Here is a 26,364-nt window from a genome sequence, read left to right on the forward strand (position 1 = left end):
TTTCAGAAAATACTGTAGAAACATTTCGCAAGAGGCTTATTAGTAAATTTGGGGCGAAAAATGCAATAGATATGGTGGTCAAGGCTGTTTCACAAGGATGGATAAAGCTAGATTGATTTACAGAAAATTCAATAAGTAACGGTTTTCCGTGATTTTTTATTAATATATTTTGGTTATCTTTGTTGCGTAATTGAAATTGTTCTTCATGTTTTCTCATGAGGATATAGGGACAATCAAAGTATGTCGTGAGGATATATGTCAATTCTATTAACTGGTTTTATAAGAAAAAAAACGTCCGGAGGTATCTCCGGACGCTTTTATTTATGACAGATGGATGAGATTAAGCGGCTTATCCTTCTATGTTTTGTACCTCCAATTCCTTTACCTTACGGAAGAGATCGGATGCAAAGATGAAGTCATTCAATTTCTTGTTGCTAGAGGTGAAGATATCGTCCTTACTGCCTTCCCATTCTTTATATCCGTCGTAGATATAGATAATTTTCTCACCTATTCCCATGACGGAGTTCATATCATGAGTATTGATGAGAGTGGTCATATTATACTCATGCGTGATGTCGTGTACCAGTTCGTCAATGACGAGCGATGTCTTTGGGTCCAGACCAGAGTTTGGTTCATCGCAGAACAGGTATTGAGGATTCAGAGCAATGGCACGGGCAATGGCGACGCGCTTTTGCATACCGCCACTGATCTCTCCCGGAAATTTGTCCTTTGCTTCTGCCAGGTTCACGCGGTCCAGGCAGAACATAGCACGGCGGGTACGGTCGCGGAATGTATCGTTACTGAACATGTTTAATGGAAACATCACATTATCCAATACAGTCATGGAATCGAACAATGCTGCACTCTGGAAAATCATTCCCATTTCCCGGCGCAATGCTTTCTTTTCCTTCTTGCCCATGGCAAGGAAGTTTCGGTTATCGTATAATAATTCACCACGTTCCGGCGTCAGTAGTCCGACGATACATTTCATTAGTACCGTTTTTCCTGAACCACTTTGTCCGATGATAAGATTCGTTTTTCCGTTCTCAAAAGTGGCGTTGATATCCTTCAATACATCCCTGTCTTCAAATGATTTCCAAAGTCCTTTCAGTTCAATCATCCCATTAAGAGTTTAGTTAATATTAAGTCGGCAAATAAGATAAGCACGCTGCTGCATACTACAGAGTCCGTAGAGGCTTTGCCTACTTCTATGGAACCGCCTTCGACGGTATAACCGAAGAAGGCCGATACACTGGCGATGATAAAAGCGAAGAACAATGATTTGATGATACCACACCAAATGAACCATTCCACAAACATGTATTGTAAACCGTATTCCAGGTCCACCGCCGACATGATGCCACCGAACCAACATGTGGCAAAGGCTCCGATGATACCGGCAAAGATACTGAACGTCACCAGGAAAGGGATAGTGGTGACCATGGCAAAAATTTTGGGTAGTATCAGGTAATTGGCTGAATTGACTCCCATGATCTCCAGTGCGTCGATCTGTTGTGTCACTCGCATGGTTCCCAGCTCTGAAGCGATATTGGAACCTACTTTTCCCGCTAATATCAGACACATGATGGAGGAAGAGAATTCCAATAGCATGATTTCACGCGTCACATAGCCTACCGTCCAGCGCGGCATAAACGGGCTTTCGATATTCAGCTTGATTTGTATGGTGATAACAGCGCCGATAAAGAACGAAATCAGCAACACAATGCCGATAGAGTTCACGCCGAGTTGCCCCATTTCGTTAATGTATTGGCGGAAGAACATACGCATACGCTCTGGTCGGGCAAAAGTACGCCCCATCAACATGATGTATCTTCCGACAGTTTTAAGTGCTTTTATCATGACTCTTAACTATTTTGTCTGCAAATATAGCCCATTTTCAGCTGATAATTGCTACATTTGCCGCAAAATGTGTGAGTGACAAGCTCGTCACTTGTGGTTTTGACAGTTTGTAACTGAAAGAATATGGAAGAAAGTAAAATGGTGCTTCGCACCGAAGACTTGGTGAAAAAGTACGGTAAACGTACAGTAGTGAGCCACGTCTCCATAAATGTGAAGCAGGGAGAGATTGTAGGTTTGCTGGGACCGAACGGTGCCGGTAAAACGACTTCATTCTATATGACCGTTGGATTGATTACACCGAATGAGGGACGTATCTTTCTGGATGATCTGGATATTACGAAATATCCGGTGTACAAGCGTGCGCAAACCGGAATCGGATATCTGGCACAGGAAGCATCCGTATTCCGCCAGATGAGTGTGGAAGATAACATTGCTTCGGTACTTGAAATGACAGATAAGCCTTTGGAATATCAGAAAGAAAAGCTGGAAAGTCTGATTGCGGAGTTTCGTTTGCAGAAAGTGCGTAAGAATAAGGGTAATCAACTTTCGGGTGGTGAGCGCCGCCGTACGGAGATTGCTCGCTGTCTTGCTATTGATCCTAAGTTTATCATGCTCGATGAACCTTTTGCAGGAGTTGACCCGATTGCGGTAGAGGATATTCAGCAGATTGTGTGGAAGCTGAAAGATAAAAATATTGGTATTCTGATTACTGACCATAATGTGCAGGAAACATTAAGTATTACTGACCGTGCTTATTTGTTGTTTGAAGGTAAAATCTTGTTCCAGGGAACACCGGAAGAATTAGCAGAAAATAAAATTGTGCGTGAAAAATACCTAAGTAATAGCTTTGTGCTGCGCCGCAAAGACTTTATGAAATAGTGATTAGGGGTAAGTGATTAGTGATTAGCGCAACATTAATCATTTACTCCTAATCACTAAAAACAAAGTCCGCCTGCTCTCTTTCTGAAAGGGAGCAGGCGGACTTGTTTTCTTTTCTCCTGTATAATTAGTATTTCGGAGGTCTTGCTTCTTTCACTACCATGTTACGGCCAAAATATTCGGCTCCATCGAGTTCTTCAATAGCTTTAGCTGCAGCTGCTGCATCTTCCATTTCTACAAATGCGATACCTCTGAAACGACCGGTTTCGCGATCTTTAATAAATTTGACTGCGGTTACAGCACCGTAATCTTCCATGACCTTTTGGAGGTCTGATTCCCTAACTTTGTAGTTAAGGTTTCCTACGTAAATGTTCATAATGAAAATGTAAAATAAATAAATGAATAAAACTCTCTTGGAAGGGTAACTATAATAAAAGGATCACAACAACAGAGAGTTTACAAAAGCGTTTCATGAAAAACGGAAGTAAAAACCATGTACTGAAAATCTAAGAACTAATGTATTACCATTCCGCAACAAAGAAACATAATTATTTCGGAATTTCCATATTTTCTTTCTGTTTTTTTTGCTTTTTCTTTCGATTCTGAAGCTAAATGCCTTATCTAATTACGATCTGTAGCTTATGGAGAATAATCATAATAATGTTTTCATTAAACAATACAGAGAGTATGATTTAGTGATAACTAATCTCTCCTTTTGTTATAAAGAAATAATTCAGCAATGTTTTTTTGATAATTGAAAGAATAACGCTAATTTTGCACCCTCGTTTGAGATTGGAATAAAGTATAAATCAAATAAATAATTGTCAGAATGAACGTTTCATTACAAAACATTGACAAAGTAAGCGCTCTGCTTACTGTGAAGCTTGAGAAAGCCGATTATCAGGAAAAAGTTGATAAATCATTGAAAAAACTTCGTCAGAAAGCTCAGGTTCCGGGGTTCCGTCCGGGGATGGTTCCGATGAGTCTGGTGAAGAAAATGTATGGTAAATCAGTTATTGCTGAAGAAGTAAACAAGGCACTTTCAGAAGCTGTATATAAGTATATTCAAGATAATAATGTATCTATTCTCGGCGAACCGCTGCCAAATGAAGATAAGCAACCGGATATCGACTTCGATACTATGGAAGAATTCGAATTCCTTTTCGATATTGCTCTGGCACCTGAATTCAAAGCTGAAGTAAGCACTAAAGATAAAGTTGACTATTATTTGATTGACGTTACCGAAGATATGGTAAACAATCAGGTGAAGGCTTACACACAACGTAATGGTAAGTACGAACAAGTGGACGTTTACGAAGATAACGATATGCTGAAGGGATTGCTGGCTGAATTGGATGAAAACGGCAATACCAAAGAAGGTGGCATTCAGGTAGAAGCTGCTGTAATGATGCCGTCTTATATGAAGAACGATGAGCAAAAAGCTATCTTTGCCAATGCAAAAGTAAATGATGTACTCGTATTCAATCCTTATACTGCATGGGATGGTAATGCAACTGAACTGTCTTCTTTGTTGAAGATCGATAAAGAAGAAGCCGCTGAAATGAAATCTAACTTCAGCTATCAGGTAGAAGAAGTGACTCGTTTTGTAGCCGGTGAACTGACTCAGGAAATTTTCGATCAGGTATGTGGTAAAGATGTTGTGAAGACTGAAGAAGAATTCCGTGCTAAAGTAAAAGAGGTAATTGCTAATCAGTTTGTAGCAGACACTGATTATAAATTTCTGATTGACGCTCGTAAGATGTTGATGGAGAAAGTTGGCAAGTTGGAATTCCCGGATGCATTGCTGAAACGCATCATGCGCATGAACAACCAGGACAAAGACGAGAAATTTGTAGAAGACAACTATGATAAGAGTATCGAAGAACTGACATGGCACCTGATCAAGGAACAGTTGGTGAAAGCTAACGATATCAAGGTTGAACAGGAAGATGTAGTCAATATGGCTAAGGAAGCTACCCGTGCACAGTTTGCACAATATGGTATGATGAGTGTTCCTGAAGATCTTCTGGAAAACTATGCAAAAGAAATGCTGAAGAAGAAAGAAAGCGTTGAAGGTTTGGTAAACCGCGTTGTTGAAACTAAATTGGCTTCTGCTTTGAAGTCTCAGGTGACGCTGGAAAACAAAACAATTTCTGCAGAAGAATTCAATAAGATGTTTGAATAAGCTTTTTTATTCTGAAAACAGTTTAAAAACATTAAGAAACACAGAGTCTTATATCATATAACTCTGTGTTTTTTTGTGTCTCTGTGTTCTTTTTTGTTTCTTTGCATTTCAATTTACTAAACCTAAAAAAGAAAGTAATATGGATGATTTTAGAAAATACGCTACCAAGCATTTAGGTATGAATAGCTTGGTGCTGGACGATGTGATTAAATCACAAGCCGGGTATTTAAATCCTTATATCCTGGAAGAACGTCAACTCAATGTAACCCAGTTGGACGTTTTCTCCCGTTTGATGATGGATCGCATCATTTTCCTTGGTACACAGGTTGACGATTATACCGCTAATACTTTACAGGCGCAGTTACTGTATCTGGATTCGGTAGAACCGGGTAAAGATATCTCTATTTATATTAATTCACCGGGTGGCTCCGTATATGCGGGATTGGGTATCTATGATACAATGCAGTTTATCACGAGCGATGTGGCTACTATCTGTACAGGTATGGCAGCAAGTATGGCTGCGGTGTTGCTGGTGGCAGGTGCAGAAGGCAAGCGTTCGGCGTTGACTCACTCTCGTGTAATGATACATCAGCCAATGGGTGGTGCACAGGGACAGGCTTCGGATATTGAAATCACGGCACGTGAAATTCAGAAGCTGAAAAAGGAACTGTATACTATTATTGCTGATCACTCTCATACTCCTTTCGATAAAGTTTGGGCAGACTCTGATCGTGACTACTGGATGACGGCACAGGAAGCCAAGGAGTATGGCATGGTAGATGAAGTGTTGATTAAAAAATAAATATGGCAGACTCAAAAAGAAACAAAAATAGGTGTAGTTTCTGTGGGCGTACGGAAGATGAAGTCGGATTTCTGATTACGGGAATGAACGGCTACATTTGTGATAGTTGTGCCACTCAGGCCTATGAGATCACTCAGGAGGCGCTGAGTGGAGCAAAAAGGAGTGGCGCTGCAACGAAACTGAACCTGAGAGAACTTCCGAAACCTTTAGAAATAAAAGAATTCCTTGATCAATACGTCATTGGACAGGATGATGCAAAACGCTTCCTTTCCGTGTCGGTATACAATCACTATAAACGCCTGTTGCAAAAAGACGGCGGTGATGATGTGGAAATTGAAAAGTCTAATATCATCATGGTAGGTAGCACCGGAACGGGAAAGACATTGCTTGCACGTACCATTGCTAAATTGCTTCACGTACCTTTTACTATTGTAGATGCTACGGTGCTTACTGAGGCTGGATACGTGGGTGAAGACATTGAAAGTATTCTGACCCGCCTGCTTCAGGTGGCAGATTACAATGTTCCCGAAGCTGAGCAGGGTATTGTGTTCATTGATGAAATTGATAAGATTGCCCGTAAGGGAGATAATCCTTCCATTACACGTGATGTAAGCGGAGAGGGTGTTCAACAAGGTTTACTGAAATTGTTGGAAGGTTCTGTTGTGAACGTTCCGCCTCAGGGAGGACGCAAGCATCCTGATCAGAAGATGATTCCGGTGAACACAAAGAACATTCTTTTTATTTGCGGTGGAGCATTCGATGGCATTGAGAAGAAAATTGCCCAGCGTCTGAATACACATGTGGTGGGGTATAGTGCAGTGCGTAACACTGCGGTAATTGATAAAAGCAATATGATGCAATATATTGCGCCTCAGGATTTAAAGTCATTCGGTCTGATACCTGAAATCATCGGTCGTCTGCCGGTGCTGACTTATTTGAATCCGTTGGATCGTGCCGCTTTGCGCTCTATCCTGACTGAACCTAAGAATTCCATTATCAAACAATATGTTAAACTGTTTGAGATGGACAATGTGGAACTGACATTCGAAGCTACTGTCTTTGAGTACATCGTAGATAAAGCTGTGGAATACAAGTTGGGAGCTCGTGGATTGCGATCCATTGTGGAAACCATCATGATGGATGCTATGTTCGAAATCCCGTCCGAACACAAGGATCACTTTGAAGTGACGTTGGATTATGCTAAACACCAGCTTGAAAAAGCAAACATTGCAAAACTGCAAACTGCTTAAAATCAAATGGTAAGGGTATACGAAACCGACTATTTTGTTTTTTATTGAAAAATATTCATTGGATTATGCTTGAAATTTAAGAAGTTGTTTATAACTTTGTTAGAGTTCTTACAAAAAGAATAGCTAACCGAGATGTTAAACAATCACTCAAAAAACAACCTAATGAATCATGGCAGGGAAGAAGATTAATTTGACAGACCAGCTGAAGAAGTACTTCGGATTTGACACATTTAAAGGAAATCAGGAGGCTATCATACAAAATCTGTTGGCAGGTAACGATACATTCGTACTGATGCCTACAGGTGGAGGAAAATCACTATGCTACCAGTTACCGTCATTAATGATGGAAGGTACGGGTATTGTGATTTCTCCGTTGATTGCCTTAATGAAGAACCAAGTCGATGCGATGCGTAACTTCAGTGAAGAAGATGGTATTGCCCATTTTATCAACTCTTCTCTTAATAAAGGTGCGATAGATCAGGTGAAGTCTGACATCCTCAGCGGTAAGACAAAGTTACTGTATGTAGCTCCCGAATCGCTGACGAAAGAGGAAAATGTAGAGTTTCTGAAGACAGTGAAGATTTCCTTCTATGCTGTAGACGAAGCCCACTGTATCTCTGAATGGGGACATGACTTCCGTCCGGAATATCGCCGTATCCGCCCTATTATCAATGAAATCGGAAAAGCTCCGGTGATTGCTCTGACTGCGACTGCGACCCCTAAAGTGCAACATGATATCCAGAAGAATCTGGGTATGATTGATGCCGAAGTGTTCAAGTCGTCGTTCAATCGTCCGAACCTCTATTATGAGGTACGTCCCAAGACCAATAACATAGATAGAGATATCATCAAGTTCATCAAGAATAATTCGGAAAAGTCGGGCATTATTTATTGCCTGAGTCGGAAAAAGGTAGAGGAACTTGCTGAGATTCTACAGGCGAATGGTATCAATGCCCGCGCATACCATGCAGGAATGGATTCTGCAACACGCACGCAAAATCAAGACGACTTCTTGATGGAGAAAATAGATGTGATTGTAGCTACCATTGCTTTTGGTATGGGTATTGACAAGCCTGATGTGCGTTATGTTATTCATTATGATATCCCGAAAAGTCTGGAAGGATATTATCAGGAAACAGGACGTGCCGGAAGAGATGGAGGCGAAGGACAGTGTATTACCTTTTATACCAATAAAGACTTGCAGAAACTTGAAAAGTTCATGCAAGGTAAACCTGTGGCAGAGCAGGAAATCGGTAAACAGCTTCTGCTGGAAACCGCTGCTTATGCCGAATCTTCCGTATGTCGCCGAAAGACGCTGTTGCATTACTTCGGTGAAGAGTATATGGAAGAGAACTGTGGAAATTGTGACAACTGTTTAAACCCGAAAAAACAAGTGGAGGCTCAAGAATTATTGTGTACCGTGATAGAGGCTATTCTCGCGGTGAAAGAAAATTTTAAGGCAGATTATATCATCGACATTATACAAGGACGTGAAACTACCGAAGTGCAGGCGCATCTGCATGAAGACCTGGAAGCTTTCGGCTCCGGCATGGGAGAAGAAGACAGAACATGGAATGCTGTCATTCGCCAGGCACTCATTGCTGGTTACTTGAGTAAAGATGTGGAAAATTACGGTTTGCTGAAAGTAACGGATGAAGGAAAGAAGTTCCTGAAACATCCTAAATCGTTCAAGATAACCGAAGATAATGATTTCGAAGAAGTGGAAGAAGAAGCTCCGGCAAGGGGCGGTGGCTCTTGCGCTGTCGATCCGGCTCTTTATTCCATGCTGAAGGATTTGCGTAAGAAGCTTTCCAAGAAACTGGAAGTACCACCTTATGTAATTTTCCAGGATCCTTCATTGGAAGCCATGGCAACCATTTATCCGGTGACACTGGATGAATTGCAAAACATTCCCGGTGTAGGTGCAGGTAAGGCTAAACGCTACGGTGAGGAGTTTTGCAAGCTGATAAAGCGTCACTGTGAAGAGAATGAAATCGAACGCCCTGAAGACTTACGTGTTCGTACGGTTGCTAATAAATCCAAGATGAAAGTGGCTATTATTCAGGCTGTAGACCGTAAGGTGGCATTGGATGATATCGCACTTTCCAAAGGCATTGAGTTTGGAGATTTACTGGACGAAATCGAGGCAATCGTTTATTCTGGTACAAAGTTGAATATTGATTACTTCCTGGATGAGATTATGGACGAAGACCACATGTTGGATATCTATGATTATTTCAAGGAATCTACTACTGACAAGATAGATGACGCACTTGATGAACTGGGTGATGATTTCACGGAAGAAGAAGTAAGGTTGGTTCGCATTAAGTTTATTTCTGAGATGGCGAATTAAAGATAGGAATGCATTTTTGTTAAAACCGGGCTTATGTTTCATGAGTCCGGTTTTTAAGTTATATATTTGTCTGGTTAATAAATAAGTAACTACATGACAAGGAAATGATAATGAGATATATAGGATCTTTCATATTGCTACTTTGCTTTTTATGCTTGCGAGCTAATGCTCAAGGTCTTGAATTTAATACTTATGAATCTGAAACTATACAAAAGACAAGCTATTCTGTTTTTGATGAAAATCCTTTGACTTTTAAAGGTCATTTCTCTATATCTTATGATTTGGCTATTCAGGATTATGGATCTTTCGGTTATATATTTCGATTAAAGGATCTGAAACGTGAAAATGCAGATATTTATAGTTTTGTTTTCTCTTATGACAATGACGAACGGAGTTATCTGAAATTTAATATTGAGGCAAAAGAATGTCTTATTGTAGATACTCTATGTAATAAAAAACTTGGTCCTCGGCGTTGGATACCCATAGAAATCTCCTTTTTTTTAAAAGAAGATTCTGTATGCCTTACTATTGATAAGCGACAATATCAATCAGGAAAATTAGGCTTATCCGGGGAATTGACTCCTACCATCATGTTCGGAAGTAGTAAGTTTTCTGAAGAAATACCTTCTTTTGCAATCCGGAATTTAGTAATCTCCGACATGAATCAACAAATCAATTTTCCTTTGAATGAAAGTTCCGGTATTCTTGTTCATGACAAACAAGGAAAGATCAGAGGAAAAGCAATTAACCCAATCTGGTTAATAAATAAATCCTATTATTGGAATTTGCTTCATTCACAGGCTTCTGAGAGTACGGCGGGGTATAATTATGATTTCAATTCTGGCAATTTTGTCTATTTTAACAGCGATTCTTTATATACTCTGGATATCCGCCGTAATATTTGGGAAGGGTATAAGCATCAACCCCTGCCGATGAAGATGTATTTGGGAACAAACTTTTTCTATCCGGATTCTCGTTCTGTTTATATCTATGAAGTGGATAATCATGCAGATGTTTGTACCATTTGTGCTTTGAATGTACTTACAGGAGAAGTGGAAAAGGTTGATGATAAATTTTTGCCTTCACAGCGACACCACCATTCTTCTTATCTGGATACTATTCGTAATAAGTTCTATATTTTTGGAGGTTTTGGCTCACGCAAATATACCAATACATTGGAAGTATATGATTTGGATCAAAAGTCATGGAATACTATTAAATTGAAAGGTGATTTTGTAGCTCCTCGTTTTTTCTCTTCTATGGGAGCATTGAATGCTAATGAGTTGCTTTTGTTTGGTGGTACTGGGAATAGTAGTGGGGATCAGAGTATCGGGAAAATATACTATTATGATCTTTATAAGATAAATCTGAAAGATTCAACCGTGCAGAAAGTGAGGGACTTCTCTTATGATGGAGCTCAGATTGTTCCGGTAAGAAACCTTCTTTTATCTGATGATGGAGCTTCTTTCTATACGTTGTGTTATCCTATGCAGGAAGCTTCTTCCCATTTGCAGCTTTATAAGTTCTCGTTGCAGAATGATTCCTATGAGGTATTAGGTAATTCTATTCCTATGGAGTCGAAGGCTATTTTATCTAATGCAAATCTTTATTATAATAAAGAAACAAAGGAGTTTTATTGTTGTACGCAAGAATTTAATGAACGTGGCGGAGAATCTTCTGTTACACGTTTTTATTCATTGTCGGCACCTGCCATTGCAGAGAGCGCATTGTTTTTATATGCTGTTGAAGAAGGACTTTCTTTGCGTGCTGTTATTTTTGTAATGGTTGTTGTACTGATATTGATTGTTGGCATTACGTATTACTTGAAAAGGAAGAAGGAGAAACAACCGATACCTAAAGTCACACTTGTTCGTGAAACTTTCACTCAGGTTGAAAATAAAAAGTCACCACAGGCAAATGCTTTGTATCTGTTTGGGGAATTCACTATAATAGATAAAAAAGGAAGAGATATCACTCATTTGTTTAGTTCCAAGATAAAGCAACTGTTCTTACTTACTTTTCTGAATGGTTTAGGTAATAAGGAAGGTATTACCTCGAATTATATCTATGGGTTGTTATGGCCAGAAAAAGAATTGAGTAGTGCCAAAAATCTGAAGGGCGTTACAATAAACCGATTAAGAAAAATACTGGATGATCTAGAAGGTATTGAATTGGTGTATACTAATAGTCGCTATTCTATCCAATTGTCGGAGACTTTCTATTGCGATTATCAACAATATCTTGAACAAATGAATAAAATCCGGCAAAGTGATGCATCTCAGGAAGTCAGCCAATCACTGATCGGAATTTTGTCGCGAGGGAAATTTTTAAAGTCTATTGACGACTCTATGTTTGATTCCTTTAAGAGCGAACAAGAATATGAATTGCATGAGATGTTGACGATTGAGTTGAATAATCTATATATGAAAGCTGCGTATGAGCAGGTTGCTCAATTGGCTGAAATCTGGCTGAGAGTAGATTCTTTGAATGATACAGCTTTGTGGTACATGCTGAATGCCTGCCATAAGCTGAAGAAGGAAGATCAGGCTATGAAGAAATATTATCTGTATATTGCAGAATATAATAAAAGTATGGGTAATAACTATTCCTATTCTTACTCTGATATCATACACAATGACTTAAGGACAAGTTTTCAATAATCAGAAAAAAAGGACTGTTTCCAATTTATAAGTCTCTATATTTAGAGGTAATCTTTTTATGTCTGTAACTTTATGCCATAGAGCATAGATTTTCTTAAATTAATCGGGTAATTAATAAAATACCTCTCAAAATTAACCCTCGATTAACCCCAATGTAACCGCTATTGTAATCTATCAGCATCTATTTTTGCACTCGAACGCTAACGAAAGCAGAAGTAGATTCATAACTTCTATTATTAATCTTAAAAAACACATGTATGAGTAAAAGAACCTTTGTCTCTTTAGCCTTTTGTCTTGCAGGAATATTTGCACTGTATGGACAAGAAGAAAATCAGAACAATTATGGTGTCGATGAAGCCAATACCAAATTCAGTCTTCAAAGTGGAGTTTTAGGTGGAGAAACCAACTATACTTACCTTTCATTAAAAGATCATGAAGACGTAAGCGGAGTGCCCTTGGGTGGTATTGGAGTAGGCAATATAAATTTCGCTCCAAGTGGCAAATTCACCAGGATAGGAATGAATAATATTCATACTCCTATTAAACGTTCGGAGCATTCATTCTTCTCTTTATGGACACGGAAGGGAAATGAAAAAGAAGCTGTTCGTCTGGTTAGGGATAATCATGTTTTGTATGGAATGAAAGGAGTAGAACATACTCAATATAAAGGATTATTTCCTACAGCAGAATTAAGTTATGCGGATAATAATTTGAAAGTAACCCCTGTAATTCGTGCCTATTCAGGATTGGTGCCGCACAATGTGAAAGATTCCTCTTTGCCGGTAGTATGGTTTGAGGTTGATCTCATATCTCAGGAGGACATGGAAGCTGCATTAGCGTTTTCCTGGGAAGATTTTATCGGATTGTTTAATGATCCGAAGAGCTTGGAAGGTTTTGACAATGGCCAGCTATTGAGTGAAGGTAGAGCTAATATAAATAATGGAGAAAACTGGCCGTTGCGTGAGAAGGCTAAAACCTATGTAGAACCTTATCAGATGGGAAGCCTGAAAGGGTTGATACAATATGCTGCAGATAGCTTGCAACCTCGCAAATTGACTTTTCAGAACTATGTGAATCAAGTGGTGATTGCAGTGGAAGAAGAAAAGAATGTATCTTATCTTCCAACTTATCGTTCGAATTCTGAAGCATGGGATCAGTTTAGAAATAATGGAGAATTCACTTCTTCACTAACCAAAAATGTACTGACGGAGCAATCTCAAACTTCTTCTGCTTCTGCACTGGCTGTTAAGACACAGTTGAAAGCAGGTCAAAAGAAAACAATTCGTTTTATGCTGGCATGGTATGCTCCTGAACTGCAGATTGATGCGGCAGCCCTTCCTATCGGTAGCTACTGGCCTTGTGGGGCTGACTACAATAAATACTATCATAATTATTTTAATTGTATGAATTCTATGGTGAGCTATGCTGTATCCAATAGGGCAAGAATTGCCCGACAGACTACGGAGTGGCAAATCCCGGTTCTTGAGAGTAGCCTTCCTGACTGGTATAAGTTTAAGCTTATTAATAGTGGATATGTCATTTATACCAATATGGTGCTTACTAAAGGAGGTGATGTTATGGTTAATGAAGGAGCTATGGGCGGCTTTGCCGGAACAATGGATCAGCGTTTGAGTTCACATCCTTTTTACCAGAAATTTTTCACTCAACTGGATCGTTCGGAGATGGATATTTTTGCAGATGCAATGGATCCGGAAGGTTATATACTTCATTTCATCGGACATTACTATGTAGGTATGGGTACCGTAGGTGGCCGTGTACCAACGGAAAAGGGTTGGATGTTGGATAATGCTTCCGGCTGGATCATACAACTTGTCAAAGACTATGAGCAGACTGGTGATACAGAGTACTTGAAAGCACATCTTACGGGACTTAAAAGAGCCATGAAATTCTTATATAGTCGTATGCCTCAAGGCAGTACAATTCCTGTAGGCCCTACTACGTATGATGATTTTACTCATCCTCCTTTGTACTCTTACTATGCAGGTGTATGGCTGACTACACTCAAGGCTTACGAAGCTATAGGAAAAGCTATTGGAGATGAAAGCATCGTGAAACAGGCGCAACAACAGTTTGCTACCTCTCAGAAAGAGGCTCTTGAGAAGTTGTGGAATGGACGTTTCTTTGCCTACGGCTGTGAACCGGATGGTTCCAAAAGACTGGATAATGTATTGTTTACGGGACAGTTGGCAGGCCAGTTCCTGAGCCGTTACTGCGGATGGGGAGACGTATATCCTATGGATATAGTGAAGGCATCTATGATATCTCAATGCAAGATTTCTCTTTCCAAGTCTCCTGATTATTACGCTAATAAAGTGTGGGATATCAATCTGAACCGAGGTATTGATAATAGGGGATCACAATGCTGGCCCTTCTATCTGGAAAGCTATACTGCTTTAGCCGGTATGCAGGCGGGATTTTATGAAGATGCCATGGATATTATGAAGCACATCCAATTAGTACATCTGCGTAAAGGCTGGACATGGACTCAAAACTTGTGGAATCCCAGTGACATTACTTATATGACAGCTCCGGTAACTTGGTTCTCTACAGATGTATTGGCTGGTGCTGGCGTTAACATTCCCCGAAAAGAATTGCGTCTGGCTCCTGTAGTGGCCGATGATAAAGTAATCAGCATCCCTCTGTTTTATCCTAACTTTTGGGGAGTAGTAACTGCTGATCCTCAGAAGAAATCCATCACTTTCAAAATAACGAAGAAATATGGTAAAGAGCGGATCAGTTTCAATAAAGTGATATCGGAACCTGCAGGACTTTCCACTTCCGAAAAGAGAGAAATCGAAATTAAAGAGTTTGTGGTGGAAGAGGGAAAAACGTTGGATCTGAGTCCGTACTGGGATCGTATTATTGACAATCGTCTGGAAGCCCCGGTACTTCAGGAGGCAGATAAACATGACTTTCGTTACGTAACAATAAAATAAGAATGTTAACCCCTAAAAGAAAATGCCTATGTTAAAAGAAAAGATTAAATGATCCAAAGAATGTATCCACTGAGAACAGTTGGAAACGTAACATTTAGAAATCTTTTATGTAATTGTAAAGTTAAAAATCTTTTTTTATATGATAAAACACATGAATCATTTAGCACGCACCTTGTTGGGATGCATCATGTTACTCTGTACCACAATGGTATATGCGCAACATGCACAGTTTAAAGGACAGGTGATAGACCAGGAAGGGAATCCGCTGGTTGGTGCGACCGTTGTAGTGAAAGGAGCCAATAATAAAAATGCCGTGGCAGATATGTCGGGTGAATTTGTGCTGCAAAATCTTGAGAAGAACGCTGTTCTTCAGATATCTTATATTGGCTTTCAGACTCAGGAAGTCAAAGTAGGAGCCGAAAATTCAGTAAGAGTGGTATTAAAGGAAGATGAAGCCGTTTTGGGCGAAGTAGTAGTTGTGGGATATGGCACTCAGAAGAAACAGACACTGACTGGGGCTATTTCTACTCTTAGTGGTGACAAAGTGCTGACAACCAAAAGCACGAGTGTGGCTCAGAGCTTACAGGGAAAGATTGCCGGTGTACAGATCCGTCAACAGGACGGTCAACCAGGTTCGTTCAGTTCTATGGTACAAATTCGTGGCTTTGGTAGTCCGCTGTATGTAATCGATGGTGTTGTCCGCGATAGTGGCGACGGTGGTTCTGAATTTCAGCGCTTGAATCCGGAAGATATTGAAAATATTTCTGTACTTAAAGATGGTGCTGCGGCAATCTATGGTATGAATGCCGCCAATGGAGTTGTGATTATTACCACCAAAAAAGGAAGAAAAGGTAAAGCCCGTTTTAATTACAACGGTTCATTCACAGCTATTTTCCCCACTTCCATGATGAAGGTTATGAATGCTGCCCAATATGCGGAGATTTCCAATGAATTGTCAATGAATGCGGGTACCGGCCCTACTACCACTCCTGAAGAACTTGCCAAATGGCAGGCCGGTGGTCCCGGCTATGAAAGTACCGACTGGTTGGATGCTGTATTCAAAAAAAGTGCAGGTAGCCAGCAGCATACTCTTTCTGTCGAAGGTGGTAGTGATAAGATGACCTATTATGCCAGTTTCGGTTATGCTCACGATGGTGACTTGACACGAGGAGGCGATTTCAATTACGAAAGATATACTATGCGTAGTAATTTTACAGCCCAGTTGTCTAAGTATCTCAAAGCGGAAGTTAATGTTTCCGGAAGATATGACGTGACGAATGCTCCTATCCAAGGAGTCTTTGACTTACTGTTCAAATCTACATTGATGAGACCGACATCCGGAGTGTATGCCAATAACAATTCCGAATACTACAATGCAGCTTATCCTTTCCTGGACAATCCAGTGGCAGCAATGAATGGTGATCTCACCGGTATGAATACCAGTAGAGGACGCAGTTTACAGTCAACTGCCACATTGACCTATGATGTTCCTTGGGTAAAGGGATTGAAAGCTAAATTAATGACTTCGTATGATGCCAGTGATAACCGTACTTCGCATGAGAGAAAACTCTACCAGTTGTACAGTTATAATTCGCAGAATGAATCGTATGATGTATCAAAGACAATTAATGACCCGAGCAGTTTGTATGTGAATATGAATAATGGTAATAATCTTAATATTCAGGCACAATTGTCTTATAGTACTACTATTGCGCGCGACCATAACATTTCTTTGATGGCTATGTACGAAATGAATCATGGCTGGAATGATAATGTTTCTGCTACCCGCGAGTATGAGATTTATTCTAAACCTATTCTTGACTTAGGTTCTCAAACGAATATCCAGAATTCTGGCGGCTATGGAGAGACGGCAAACATCTCTTATCTGGGGCGTCTAAATTATGACTACCAAGGCAAATATCTGTTGGAAGGTGCTTTCCGTTATAATGGTTCTTATCGTTATGCTCCGGGGAGTCGTTGGGGATTTTTCCCGGTTGTCAGTGCAGGCTGGAGAATGTCCGAGGAATCCTTTATTAAGGATAATATATCGTTTGTCAGTAACTTGAAGTTAAGAGCCAGCTATGGAGAGACTGGTATTGATGCCGGTAATGAATTCCAGTTCATAGAAGGCTTTACAATGGGATCAAAGGGGTACGAGTTCGTTGACGGTACACAAACCAATGGAGTACTGACTCCGGCACTTATTAATAAGAACCTGACCTGGATTACGACACGTACTTATGACCTTGGTGTGGATATAACTTTGTGGGACGGCTTGTTAGACTTCACATTTGATGTTTATCGTCGTGACAGAGATGGGCTGCTGGCTACCAGAGGCAGCCAACTGACCAATACATTTGGAGCTTCCCTGCCGGAAGAGAATCTGAATGCCGACCGTACCGAAGGTATTGAGTTTACTTTGGGGCACCGGAACAAAATCGGTCAGGTTTCATACGGTGTACAAGGAAACTTCAACTTTGCCCGCAGTAAGATGACCCGCCAGATACATGGTGAATACGAGAGTAGTTGGGATGTTTGGAAATCCGCTACCGAAGGACGTTGGAGTGGTATCGGCTGGGGATATACAACAGCTGGGCAATTTCAGAACTATGATCAGATTTATAATGCACCTGTGCAAAGCGGTGATAGAGGTAATACCATGATTCTTCCGGGAGACTATTACCTGCAAGATGTAAATGGTGATGGATACATTGATGGCAATGACATGAAGCCTAAATATTATGGATTGAATATGCCGGCTCTGAATTATGGCGTCACTCTGACAGCTGAATGGAAATGGTTCGATTTCATGGCTCTATTCCAAGGAGCAGCCTGTTATTCTATCCAGATCCCCGACAACCTGCGCAATTATGCACCTTGGGAAGGTAATTCATCTGCTTATCTGTATGACAGATGGCATCGTGAAGATCCGTTTGATGCAAACAGCAACTGGACTCCGGGAAGATTCCCGGCAGCCCGCGTGGCCAACTACAATCCGATGGGGAACAATGCACAGGAGACAGACCGCAATACGGTGGATGGAAGCTATCTTCGTTTGAAAAGTCTTGAAGTCGGCTATACGTTACCTCAACGTTGGGCCAGTCATGTAGGCTTGCAAAACCTGCGTGTTTATGTAAATGCTTATAATATCTTCACATTCTGTGACTCTTATTTGAAGAAGGATTTGAAACTGGATCCGGAGAAAACAGCCGGTCAGGATAATCGTATGATGAATTATCCGTTATCGTCTTCTATCAACTTCGGTGTAAATGTTAGCTTCTAATATAAAAAACGTTAGATATGAAAAATATAAAATATTATTTGGTTATCGGTCTATCAGCTGTGTTTACGGCATGTACGGACTTGCTGGACATTGAGCCTAATAACAAGATCACTCCCAATGAGCTGTTTAATAACCCTAATGGGGCAAAAGCTTTTATGGCAACTATTTATCGCGATTTGCCTATTGAAGATTACATGTTTATGCCGGGTACCAGCGGAGAAGGAGGTTTCAATAATCCGACAGGGAATATTGGTTTATTATGGTATGCCAATATCTGTGAGGAAGCTGTACAAAGTCAGTGGGGGGAGCAGTCACCGGGATACGTTATTCGTGCGGATTATTTTAATCATGGCTATGAAACGCTTCGTAATATTAACTTGCTGAAAAGCATCATTCCTACACTGGATATTCGTGACAGTGAAAAGAAAGAACTGGAAGGAGAGGCTGCTTTCATGACTGCTTATGTATATTTCTACCTGGCAGAAAAATTTGGTGGAGTACCGCTGATCAAGGAATTGCAGGAGTATGATCCGGCCAATCCGGGAGCTTTGGTGGTTCCACGTAGCACAGAGTATGATACATGGGATTATGTAATGCAGCAATGTGATCTTGCAGCCGCACAACTTCCTAAAGAACGTTCGGACAGACGGGCAACCAGATGGGCGGCATTGGCTTTAAAATCTCGTGCCGCTTTGTATGCTGCTTCTATTGCCAAATTCGGAGAACTGGCACCGATGGAAGGAGAGGCTGTGACAAAAGGCTTAGCCGGAATGAAACCTGAAAATGCAGCCTATTTCTACCAACATTGCATTGATGCTTCCCTGACTATTATGACAGAATCGAACCATAAACTGTATAAACCGAATCCTGCCAGTCCGAAGGAAGCGGAGGAGAACTATCGTAGTATCTTTGTTAATCCGAACCAAACAGACGGAGAGGCTATTTTTATTAAAGGTATTGTAAAAGAAGGATCTGAGTTTGCCAGTAGTTTAAATTACTTTATCGAGCCTTACCAGACACAGGGACAGGGTAAAATGTCTCCAGCTCTTAATTTGGTAGATGCTTATGAAGATTATACGGACCTGCCGGGTATCCGTTCGGATGCAAAGGTCAAGACTCGTGTCAATGACAATTATTCCAATGCAGGTTTTGATACTGGTTATACTGATTATATCAAAGTAAATAAGGATACCCCTTATGATTTGTTTAATGGCATCGCTTATGGAGATGAGAAAAAAGCGAAGGATGCTCGTCTGTGGGCTTCCATCATACTTCCCGGTACCGAATGGAAAGGGACTAAGATTGTGATGCAAGGCGGTGTGATTCAACCGGATGGAACAGAACTGTATCGTGTTCCAACTACAGTGACCGGAAAAGACGGTAAGACTTACTATTCTTTAGGAGGTGAAAAGCATCAGGTGTCCGGTTTTTGGCCAGGAGACGGAACTCATTCCATGTCTGGTTTCCTCATGAGAAAGATGATCAGTGAAAGTATGCCGGCGCAATATCATAAGACGACGTTGGATTATATCGTATTCCGCTATGCGGAAGTGTTGTTGAATTATGCTGAAGCAGTCTGCGAAAGCGGGTTGGGGGATAAGACTATTGCAGCAAAAGCGTTGAATGATATTCGTAAGAGAGCCGCACATACCAATGAAATAGAATTAACAAGAGAGAATGTGAGAAACGAACGTTTTGTGGAACTCGCTTTTGAGAATATCCGTATCTGGGATTTGCGTCGTTGGAGAGTGCTGCATACGTTGATGAATAATTTCTCTCATGACATTCTGGTGCCTATGCTTGATTTGCGTGATACGAATCCTTCCCTGATATTTGTGCGTAAAACCACTATGGGAGCAAGCCTGAATGGTCCCAATAGCTATTCAATCTCCGAATACTATGAAGATGTACCACGCAATGCCATTAACCAAATGATTCAGAATCCTTAACTTTTAAATTAGTACAGAATATGAGAAAGATTAAATATATAATAGCCGGAATCAGTGCAGCGGTTTTCATGGTAAGCTGCGAGCTGGATAATTTTGATGGTCCGGATGCACAAGTATATGGTGCGGTAATTGATGCCGAAACAGAAGAGTTGATCCAGCAGGAAATTGGTACCAGTGGTGATGCAGCTTGTGTGCAGGTTATAGAGTATGGATATGCTATCCGCAAGGTACAGCAATGGAAGCTCATGCTGAATGGGGAATACAGAAACAATCTTGTTTTCTCCGGTACTTATGATGTCATTATGAATAATGGTAACTTTGTGAAGCTGGATACGATTAAAGGATATCGTTTCGACAAAGGAGAAAATAGGCTTGATTTCAGGGTGATTCCGAATATCCGTATCAAAGAGCCCATTGTGAAGAAAGAGAATAACGCTATTGTTGCCACCTTTAAATTACAGTATGGTCACAGAACAGGTAAAGCCGAAAAGGTGGCCCTGTTTGCTCAATCGGATCAGAATCCGTCCAACTCTTTCAATCTGGCACATGTAACGGCTAATATTGAAGGCGATGATATCAATTTTGAGAATAATAGCCGGAATGCGAATAAAGTCTTTACATTGACATTGGACTTGAACTCTGACGAAGGTAAGAAGTTGAAAGCCGGACAGAAGTACTTCTTCCGTATCGGTGCACTGCCCAAAGATCTGGGTGAAGGTATACAGGCTAAGTATAATTATTCTCCGGTTTTTGAGATACAGTTATAGTTAGTAGGTAGGATAACAGTTTTCAATAGGTATTTTTTTAAGTTGAATCATGAAGTTTATTATTGGTTTCCTGTTGCTTTTTGCTGGACTGAAAGCGATTGGTAGTGTTCCTTATCGTTTCTCTGAAAGTCCATGGATATCTGAATATGTGGCAGATGAGGGAAAATATCACATGCCCGGAATGAAGGCTAAGCCGAAGAAGTACTGGAGTTGTGTGGGTGTAATCCCTGTGGATAGTCGTAATAGTGTAGACGAGACAGATAAAATGCGCGGATTGCAATACCATCTCTTGTGTCAGTCCTTGGCGGGATTGACGAACCGTGCGGTAGAAAAAGGCAAGAGTGAAATAGCAGTCTGGTTGTGCGACCACGGTGGAAAGACTTCTTATAAACTTTCCAGACAGGCTTTGGAAGATATGGGGATACATGAACAAGGCATGCAGAATGGGCTTGAACTGGCATGCAATGAATACTCCTCTGTGGATGGTGTAAAAGTCCAGTTAAAAGGAATGTTCGATGGATATGTATTGACCGATGTGAAGAATAATCCGGAAAGTGGTGTAGTGGCATCTGTCGCTTCTCATGTTTACAATTCCATTATTGTGGATATTCGTGATAAGGAGTATTTTGAGAAAGCGGGGTATAAGATGAAATATGATGCCACCCGAAAGACTACAGTGGATGCTTGGCGTGAATTCAGAAATAAATGCAGTAAAAGGGCACTGGTCATAATGCCGGTGCAAACCGGAGAATTGCGCGAATTTGCCATCAAGAACAATCTGTTTGTATTGAACCTGAACAAGGAACTGGGAGATGCTGGGGCCGGACAAAATATTTCATTACTCGAAGAAGTGCTTGCCTGGCTGGAACCCAATGCTCCGGTATACGGTTGGGAGCAAGGAGTAAGTGAAGATCAATTTGTAGCCCGTGTATCCAAAAGTGGACATCCGATGATCCCCTGCGACTGGAGCTATAATCATTCGTTACTGTCCCTGCTTTATGAAAAAGGCCGGGAACAGGTATTGCCCCGGATTTTCGATCCCCGGTCTATCGATTTCAAGAAAAAGAAAAACTTTGTTTCTTTTTTCCTTTCCGATGGTGATAACATTCAGTGGATGATGCAGGATTTTGCTTCCCGGTATTATGATGTTCCGGAGGCAGAAGATGTGAAGATGACTTTTGGATTGCCGGTTGCTACGTTGGCGATGATGGCTCCTGTACAGTTCAACAATCTGATGGGCTTGCAGAAACAGAATTGCTCGCTTATGGAGATGCTGGGTGGAGGCTATTATTATGTGGATACGTACAGTCAGGATAATAACCGGAAAACCAATCTGAGAGTGGCAGCAAAACGCTTGGCGGTTTCTATGCGTCAATATCAGATCAAGTTATTGGGAATAATGGCTATGGATGTGAAGTCGGAAGCGGCCAAAGAAGCCTATCAAGTTTATGTGGACGCTAATGACCAGTTAGAAGGCATCGTTGTTTTGCAATATTCTCCGTATGCCGGAGGTGAGGGAGAAGTCTTCTGGGTGACTAATAAGGCAGGATATGATATTCCGGTTATTACGGTGAAATATTCTCTCTGGGACAGAATACATGAACGTGAAGGTTCTCCCGACTTTATAGCTTCGAAGCTGAAAGAGGAAGCACAGGAAGAAAGTTTCTCAGTGGTATGTGTGCACGCTTGGAGTCGTTTTGAAGGCGATACTTATGGAGCCTCAGCTGCCAAACGGTGTGCCGAACGATTGGACGACCGTTTTGAGGCGATTAATATGCAGGAATTGGTTTGGCGTTTACGCATGAGTCGACGTCCTGAACAAACTCTGGATTATTTGAATAAAATCTATTAATGCTTATGAAGAAATTGATTTGCTTTTTCAACCTTTGCCTTCTGCTCGTTTCGTGCGGACATAAGTCTCAGGTGTCTTTAGTATCTTTGGTGAATCCACTGATGGGAACTGAGTCGACTTTCGAGTTCTCACATGGCAATACTTATCCGGCAGTGGCTGTACCCTGGGGGATGAATTTCTGGAGTCCGCAGACAGGAGAAAATGGAAGTGGTTGGATGTACACATATAAGGATAGCTTGATAAGAGGCTTTCGCCAGACACACCAGCCCAGTCCGTGGATCAATGATTATGGAACATTCTCCATTATGCCCGTATGGGGTGAACTGACTATGGATAATCAAAAACGTGGAATGCGTTTTTCACATGAGAATGAGAAAGCGGCTCCCGATTGTTATCAGGTAAAGTTCGATAATGGAGTCAGTACAGCATTGTCTGCTACTTCACGTGGAGCTGTTTTTGAGATTACATATCCTTCGGAAGAAGGGCAGTATATTGTGGTGGATGCTTATCAACATGGTGGAAGTGTGGTATGGAACAAAGAAGAGAACTGCATCTATGGTATCACTCATTATAATAATGGTGGAGTGCCTGAAAATTTTGCTAATTACTTTATTATCGAATTTGATAAACCCGTTGTCGAGTCCGGCACCGATGAAAATTCTTGTGCGTACGTTAAGTTTCAACTGGAAGCTGGCAAAAAAATGACTGTCCGTACAGCTTCCTCTTTTATTAGCCACGATCAGGCACGTCTGAATTTCAACCGTGAAGTGGCTGGGCGCTCACTGGCAGAAGTCTCAGCAGAAGCGAAAAAAATATGGAATGATCAACTGGGACGTATCCAGGTGGAAGGCGGGACACATGAGCAGCAGAAAACATTCTATTCATGCTTATACCGTACCCTTTTATTTCCGCGTGAGTTCTATGAATTTGATTCGGATAACAAGCCTGTTTATTACAGTCCTTACGATGGACAATTGCATGGCGGATATATGTATACTGATAACGGATTCTGGGATACTTTCCGTGCGGTACATCCATTGTTTACTTTGGCATATCCCGAGGTCAGCGGACGAATCATGCAGTCCTTAGTGAATGCATACGATGAAAGTGGATTTATGCCAGAGTGGGCCAGTCCCGGACATCGTGGCTGTATGATCGGAAACAATTCAATTTCTTTGCTTACCGATGCCTGGATGAAAGGGATACGGACATTTGATAAAGACAAAGCTTTGGAAGCCATGTTACATCAGACGCAGGCGCGCGGAGAGATAGCGTCGGTAGGACGCGACGGATATGAGGAATACGACCGTTTAGGTTATGTGCCTTATCCTGAAGTGCCCGAGGCGACTGCCAAAACTCTGGAATATGCTTATGCTGACTGGTGTCTGGCACGTTTTGCAGAAGCTACGGGAAACCAGGAAATTGCGAAAGCCTATTATAAAAAGGCACAGAACTATCGCAATTTGTTTTATCCCGAAAAAGGTTTCATGTGGGCAAGGGATGCCAATGGCAAGTGGCGTGATAACTTTGACGCCACCGAGTGGGGAGGACCTTTCACTGAAGGCTGTTCCTGGCATTGGACCTGGAGTGTATTCCATGATCCGGAAGGTTTGTCTACGCTTCTGGGTGGTCATGAACAAATGGCAGAACGACTTGATTCCATGTTTACGGCTCCTAACACCTTTAATTATGGTACTTATGGTTTTGTTATTCATGAGATAGCTGAGATGGTGGCACTCAATATGGGGCAGTATGCCCATGGAAATCAACCCGTGCAACATGCTATCTACTTGTATAATTATGTAGGTCAACCTTGGAAAGCACAATACCATACACGCAATGTGCTGAACAAACTGTATAACTCCGGTCCGCAAGGTTATTGCGGAGATGAGGATAACGGTCAGACTTCGGCGTGGTATGTATTCACTGCATTGGGATTTTATCCCGTATGTCCCGGTGCTTCCGAATATGTACTGGGAAGTCCGTTGTTCAATAAGGCAACTCTTTCCTTGCCCGGAGGAAAACAGTTTGTAATTCATGCAGAAAACGCGTCGGAGGATAATTGCTATATTCGTTCGGCAACTCTGAATGGGAAGAATTTCTCCCATAATTTCCTGAAACATGAAGAACTAATGCAAGGCGGTGAACTTAAACTAATCATGGATTGTGTTCCTGATAAAGAAAGGGGAGTAAAGCCTGAAGACGCTCCGTATTCCTATAATAAATAAACTTATTGGTGGAATTAATTTCTCTTTTCGGGCATGAACAACGGAATGATTCATTTACTATGCTAAACCAAGGGTACTTCCCATCAGGACTGAGGGTATTTCCCACTACGACTGAAGGTGCCTCCCACTAGGACTGAAGGTACCTCCCACTAGGACTGAACTCGTGTTTCACAACGACTGATCATGATGGAACACCAAGTGTGTTGTTACACAGATGATTATGGGGTATATGAACTTTTATTTGCTCTTCTCTTTTCGGTTTTGAGGGAAAGTTGACGAGTAAACAAGTTGACAAGGGGACAAGGTTCCATGCGGCATAGAAGCATTGCGCAGCCCCTTGTTCCCTTGTCAACTCGTCAACTGGTTTCCTTCCTTTCTATTTCGAAAGGAAATAAAGGGATTTTGAGGCTATACGGTTTAAAAAAAGTGAACTGTTATAAGCTTTTTATGCAGACATAGTGTGGTTAAACAAGAAAAACCGTATATTTGCACGCAATAAATTTTAAACGCATAGCCCTATGTCATTTATTGCTGATAAGATTGTAATGGATGGATTAACTTATGACGACGTTTTGTTAATCCCCGCTTACTCTGAAGTGCTTCCTAAAACTGTCGAACTCTCGACAAAGTTTTCTAAAAACATTGAGTTGAAAATTCCGTTTGTAACGGCCGCTATGGATACGGTTACCGAAGCGAAAATGGCAATTGCCATTGCACGTGAAGGTGGTATCGGTGTTATCCATAAGAATATGTCTATCGAAGAACAGGCACGTCAGGTAGCCATCGTGAAGCGTGCTGAAAACGGTATGATTTATGATCCTGTAACCATTAAGAGAGGTTCTACTGTAGGCGATGCATTGGCATTGATGGCGGAATACAGAATTGGTGGTATACCGGTAGTGGATGATGAGAGATATTTGGTGGGAATTGTAACAAACCGTGACCTTCGTTTCGTAAGAGATATGAATAAGCATATCGACGAAGTGATGACAAAAGAAAATATTATCACTACTAATCCGACCACTGATATGGAGGCTGTTTCTCAAATCTTGCAAGAACACAGAATTGAGAAGTTGCCGGTTGTAGATAAGGAAGGTAAGCTGGTAGGCCTCATTACTTATAAAGATATAACGAAAGCTAAGGATAAACCGATGGCTTGTAAAGACTCGAAAGGTCGTTTGCGTGTCGCCGCCGGTGTAGGTGTAACGGCTGATACTCTCGACCGTATGCAGGCTTTGGTGGATGCCGGTGCTGATGCGATTGTCATCGACACGGCTCACGGACATTCTATCTATGTAATAGAAAAATTGAAGGAAGCTAAGAAGCGTTTCCCGAACAT

General features: G+C 41.2%; 17 protein-coding genes. 13 read left to right on the forward strand and 4 right to left on the reverse strand.

What is annotated here, in order from left to right; genetic code table 11:
* The 3 genes from BACCELL_RS27095 to BACCELL_RS03695 all read right to left on the reverse strand — a co-directional run.
* Window positions 1–217: hypothetical protein (locus BACCELL_RS27095; protein WP_211211307.1), on the reverse strand; the 217-nt coding region annotated here is incomplete at its 3' end.
* A 132-nt stretch (window positions 218–349) separates the two neighbouring features.
* Complete coding sequence (locus tag BACCELL_RS03690; RefSeq protein WP_007210209.1) at window positions 350–1,120, reverse strand: ABC transporter ATP-binding protein; 771 nt, start codon at window positions 1,118–1,120, stop codon at window positions 350–352.
* Window positions 1,117–1,860, reverse strand: a complete 744-nt coding sequence (locus tag BACCELL_RS03695) for an MlaE family ABC transporter permease (RefSeq protein ID WP_007210210.1) — start codon at window positions 1,858–1,860, stop codon at window positions 1,117–1,119. The genes BACCELL_RS03690 and BACCELL_RS03695 overlap by 4 nt, the downstream gene beginning before the upstream one ends.
* A gap of 123 nt (window positions 1,861–1,983) precedes the next feature.
* Between BACCELL_RS03695 and lptB the strand changes: the two genes are divergently transcribed.
* A complete protein-coding gene (lptB, locus tag BACCELL_RS03700) occupies window positions 1,984–2,739 on the forward strand; it encodes an LPS export ABC transporter ATP-binding protein (protein ID WP_007210211.1) in 756 nt (251 codons plus the stop codon).
* A 127-nt stretch (window positions 2,740–2,866) separates the two neighbouring features.
* On the opposite strand, the gene BACCELL_RS03705 is transcribed toward lptB, so the two are convergent.
* On the reverse strand, window positions 2,867–3,115 hold the full coding sequence (locus BACCELL_RS03705; protein ID WP_007210212.1) for an RNA-binding regulator: 249 nt from the start codon (window positions 3,113–3,115) through the stop codon (window positions 2,867–2,869).
* 453 nt (window positions 3,116–3,568) lie between these two features.
* Here BACCELL_RS03705 and tig point away from each other — a divergent pair, with 453 nt between their 5' ends.
* From tig to guaB, 12 genes are all read left to right on the forward strand, one after another.
* Window positions 3,569–4,924, forward strand: coding sequence for a trigger factor (gene tig / locus BACCELL_RS03710; protein WP_007210213.1), 1,356 nt, complete (start codon window positions 3,569–3,571; stop codon window positions 4,922–4,924).
* A 139-nt stretch (window positions 4,925–5,063) separates the two neighbouring features.
* A complete protein-coding gene (gene clpP, locus BACCELL_RS03715) occupies window positions 5,064–5,726 on the forward strand; it encodes an ATP-dependent Clp endopeptidase proteolytic subunit ClpP (RefSeq protein ID WP_007210214.1) in 663 nt (220 codons plus the stop codon).
* A 2-nt stretch (window positions 5,727–5,728) separates the two neighbouring features.
* Window positions 5,729–6,976 carry an ATP-dependent Clp protease ATP-binding subunit ClpX gene (gene clpX, locus BACCELL_RS03720; RefSeq protein WP_007210215.1) on the forward strand — a complete coding sequence of 416 codons (1,248 nt, stop codon included), beginning with the start codon at window positions 5,729–5,731 and terminating at the stop codon, window positions 6,974–6,976.
* 169 nt (window positions 6,977–7,145) lie between these two features.
* On the forward strand, window positions 7,146–9,329 hold the full coding sequence (gene recQ / locus BACCELL_RS03725; protein WP_007210216.1) for a DNA helicase RecQ: 2,184 nt from the start codon (window positions 7,146–7,148) through the stop codon (window positions 9,327–9,329).
* Between the two features lie 110 nt (window positions 9,330–9,439).
* Window positions 9,440–11,989 (forward strand): Kelch repeat-containing protein, encoded by a 2,550-nt coding sequence (locus BACCELL_RS03730; protein ID WP_242577625.1) that lies wholly within the window; start codon window positions 9,440–9,442, stop codon window positions 11,987–11,989.
* Between the two features lie 257 nt (window positions 11,990–12,246).
* The gene (locus tag BACCELL_RS03735; protein WP_007210218.1) at window positions 12,247–14,946 is read left to right on the forward strand and encodes a GH116 family glycosyl-hydrolase; all 2,700 of its coding nucleotides are present in this window, start codon (window positions 12,247–12,249) and stop codon (window positions 14,944–14,946) included.
* 151 nt (window positions 14,947–15,097) lie between these two features.
* Complete coding sequence (locus BACCELL_RS03740; protein ID WP_242577626.1) at window positions 15,098–18,229, forward strand: SusC/RagA family TonB-linked outer membrane protein; 3,132 nt, start codon at window positions 15,098–15,100, stop codon at window positions 18,227–18,229.
* Window positions 18,230–18,246: 17 nt separating this feature from the next.
* Window positions 18,247–20,178, forward strand: a complete 1,932-nt coding sequence (locus tag BACCELL_RS03745; protein ID WP_007210220.1) for a RagB/SusD family nutrient uptake outer membrane protein — start codon at window positions 18,247–18,249, stop codon at window positions 20,176–20,178.
* 20 nt (window positions 20,179–20,198) lie between these two features.
* Window positions 20,199–20,945 carry a DUF3823 domain-containing protein gene (locus BACCELL_RS03750; RefSeq protein WP_007210221.1) on the forward strand — a complete coding sequence of 249 codons (747 nt, stop codon included), beginning with the start codon at window positions 20,199–20,201 and terminating at the stop codon, window positions 20,943–20,945.
* Window positions 20,946–20,994: 49 nt separating this feature from the next.
* Complete coding sequence (locus BACCELL_RS03755) at window positions 20,995–22,797, forward strand: GxGYxYP domain-containing protein (RefSeq protein ID WP_007210222.1); 1,803 nt, start codon at window positions 20,995–20,997, stop codon at window positions 22,795–22,797.
* 5 nt (window positions 22,798–22,802) lie between these two features.
* The gene (locus BACCELL_RS03760) at window positions 22,803–25,025 is read left to right on the forward strand and encodes a GH92 family glycosyl hydrolase (protein ID WP_044153314.1); all 2,223 of its coding nucleotides are present in this window, start codon (window positions 22,803–22,805) and stop codon (window positions 25,023–25,025) included.
* 518 nt (window positions 25,026–25,543) lie between these two features.
* The coding region (gene guaB / locus BACCELL_RS03765) for an IMP dehydrogenase (RefSeq protein WP_007210225.1) at window positions 25,544–26,364 on the forward strand (821 nt) is incomplete at its 3' end.

Source organism: Bacteroides cellulosilyticus DSM 14838 (genome assembly GCF_000158035.1).
Lineage (GTDB): Bacteria > Bacteroidota > Bacteroidia > Bacteroidales > Bacteroidaceae > Bacteroides > Bacteroides cellulosilyticus.

Excerpts from the sequence above, each read along its gene's own strand:
- lptB (WP_007210211.1), top strand. The coding sequence starts at position 1,984 with ATGGAAGAAAGTAAAATGGTGCTTCGCACCGAAGACTTGGTGAAAAAG.
- BACCELL_RS03760 (WP_044153314.1), top strand. The coding sequence starts at position 22,803 with ATGAAGAAATTGATTTGCTTTTTCAACCTTTGCCTTCTGCTCGTTTCG.
- BACCELL_RS03695 (WP_007210210.1), bottom strand. The coding sequence starts at position 1,860 with ATGATAAAAGCACTTAAAACTGTCGGAAGATACATCATGTTGATGGGG.
- tig (WP_007210213.1), top strand. The coding sequence starts at position 3,569 with ATGAACGTTTCATTACAAAACATTGACAAAGTAAGCGCTCTGCTTACT.
- BACCELL_RS03745 (WP_007210220.1), top strand. The coding sequence starts at position 18,247 with ATGAAAAATATAAAATATTATTTGGTTATCGGTCTATCAGCTGTGTTT.
- BACCELL_RS03755 (WP_007210222.1), top strand. The coding sequence starts at position 20,995 with ATGAAGTTTATTATTGGTTTCCTGTTGCTTTTTGCTGGACTGAAAGCG.
- clpX (WP_007210215.1), top strand. The coding sequence starts at position 5,729 with ATGGCAGACTCAAAAAGAAACAAAAATAGGTGTAGTTTCTGTGGGCGT.
- clpP (WP_007210214.1), top strand. The coding sequence starts at position 5,064 with ATGGATGATTTTAGAAAATACGCTACCAAGCATTTAGGTATGAATAGC.
- recQ (WP_007210216.1), top strand. The coding sequence starts at position 7,146 with ATGGCAGGGAAGAAGATTAATTTGACAGACCAGCTGAAGAAGTACTTC.
- BACCELL_RS03705 (WP_007210212.1), bottom strand. The coding sequence starts at position 3,115 with ATGAACATTTACGTAGGAAACCTTAACTACAAAGTTAGGGAATCAGAC.
- BACCELL_RS03735 (WP_007210218.1), top strand. The coding sequence starts at position 12,247 with ATGAGTAAAAGAACCTTTGTCTCTTTAGCCTTTTGTCTTGCAGGAATA.
- BACCELL_RS03750 (WP_007210221.1), top strand. The coding sequence starts at position 20,199 with ATGAGAAAGATTAAATATATAATAGCCGGAATCAGTGCAGCGGTTTTC.
- BACCELL_RS03740 (WP_242577626.1), top strand. The coding sequence starts at position 15,098 with ATGAATCATTTAGCACGCACCTTGTTGGGATGCATCATGTTACTCTGT.
- BACCELL_RS03690 (WP_007210209.1), bottom strand. The coding sequence starts at position 1,120 with ATGATTGAACTGAAAGGACTTTGGAAATCATTTGAAGACAGGGATGTA.
- BACCELL_RS03730 (WP_242577625.1), top strand. The coding sequence starts at position 9,440 with ATGAGATATATAGGATCTTTCATATTGCTACTTTGCTTTTTATGCTTG.